Annotated in this window: 1 pseudogene; it reads right to left on the bottom strand. The window is 63.9% G+C overall.

What is annotated here, in order from left to right:
• Positions 1-1,265 (bottom strand): annotated as a pseudogene (gene dnaE2 / locus HX846_RS36785) (error-prone DNA polymerase); the annotation flags it as partial.

Genomic DNA, 1,265 nt, shown 5'->3' with positions numbered 1-1,265 from the left:
CAGGCCGCGCAAGGCACCGGCATCCGCCAGCAGTTCCTGGGCGCGAGTGTCCAATTGGGCACGCTCGCCCAAGTCGGCAATATCAAAAAACGCCCGGGCCTGGCGCGCCGCTTCGATACGCCGGCCGGCCTCTTCGCGAAACCCGGAGATCATGCGCAAGCCCATGCGAATCGCCGGTTGCTGGCCTTCGATCGGCTCAAGGCTGCAATCCCAGTCACTGGCCTGCACATCCACCGGGCGGATCTGCAAATGATGACGACGGGCGTCCTGCAGGATCTGGTCGGGGCTGTAGAAACCCATGGGCCAGCTGTTGATCAGGGCGCAGGCGAACGCTGCCGGTTCATGGCATTTGAGCCAGCAACTGGCATAGGTCAGCAAGGCGAAACTGGCGGCGTGGGACTCGGGAAAACCGTAGCTGCCAAAGCCCTTGATCTGCTCGAAGATCTGCGCGGCGAAGGCTTCGCTGTAGCCGTTTTTCAGCATGCCGGTGCGCAGGCGTTGCTGATGGGGTTCGAGGCCGCCGTGGCGTTTCCAGGCGGCCATGGAACGGCGCAGTTGGTCGGCTTCGCCGGGTGTGTAATCGGCGGCGACCATAGCGATCTGCATGACCTGTTCCTGGAACAGCGGGATGCCCAGGGTTCGTTCCAGTACGGACTTGAGTTCCGGCGATGGGTAGGTGGTTTCTTCCTCCTTGTTCCGCCGCCGCAGGTACGGATGCACCATGCCACCCTGGATGGGCCCCGGCCGCACGATGGCGACCTCAATGACCAGGTCGTAGAATTTTTCCGGTCGCAGGCGGGGCAACATCGACATCTGCGCCCGCGACTCAATCTGGAACACGCCGATAGTGTCGGCCTTGCTGATCATCGCGTAGGTTGCCGCATCTTCCTTGGGCACCGAAGCCAGGCTCAGGTCCTGGTTGCGATGGCGGCGCAGCAGGTCGAAGCAGCGGCGAATCGCACTGAGCATGCCCAGCGCGAGGATGTCCACCTTGAGCAGGCCCACGGCGTCGAGGTCGTCCTTGTCCCACTGGATGATGGTGCGCTCGGCCATGGCCGCATTTTCCACCGGCACCAGGGTGTCCAGCGGGTGTTCGGAAATCACGAAACCGCCGGGGTGCTGGGACAGGTGCCGGGGGAAGCCGATCAGTTGTTGGGTCAAGGTCAGCACCCGGCGCAGCACCGGGCTGTCGGGGTCGAAACCACCTTCGCGCAAGCGTTCCAGGGGCGGTGCTTCGTCGCTCCAGCGCCCACAACAGTCGGCCA

The organism is Pseudomonas sp. K5002 (assembly GCF_013386655.1).
Taxonomy (GTDB): Bacteria; Pseudomonadota; Gammaproteobacteria; order Pseudomonadales; family Pseudomonadaceae; genus Aquipseudomonas.
The sequence above is the reverse complement of the archived record's forward strand: the minus strand, read 5'-3'. Positions and strand labels throughout refer to the sequence as shown.